This window comes from Tenacibaculum sp. AWR4_210 (assembly GCF_056160945.1).
In genome coordinates, this window is the sequence record NZ_JBSWYF010000085.1 from 1 (window position 1) to 285 (window position 285).

Genomic DNA, 285 nt, shown 5'->3' on the forward strand with positions numbered 1-285 from the left:
GCCCAACAGTAGCGGATTTAGTAGCTACGGGAACAGGTATCCAATGGTATGCAGCGTCAACAGGAGGAACTGCCTTAGCAGGAACAACAGCATTGAGTACAGGAACCTACTATGCATCACAAACAGTGAGTAGCTGTGAGAGTAGTAGAACCTCAGTAAGTGTAACCGTAAATACAACTCCAAGTGCTCCAACGGCAAGCGCACAAGCATTCTGTAGTGCCGATAGCCCAACAGTAGCCGACTTAGTAGCTACGGGAACAGGAATCCAATGGTATGCAGCGTCAA

General features: G+C 48.4%; 1 protein-coding gene. It reads left to right on the top strand.

Annotation, left to right across the window (positions count from 1 at the left end; all coding sequences use genetic code 11):
* The coding region (locus ACXAG7_RS20135; RefSeq protein WP_476667952.1) for an Ig-like domain-containing protein at positions 1–285 on the top strand (285 nt) is incomplete at both ends.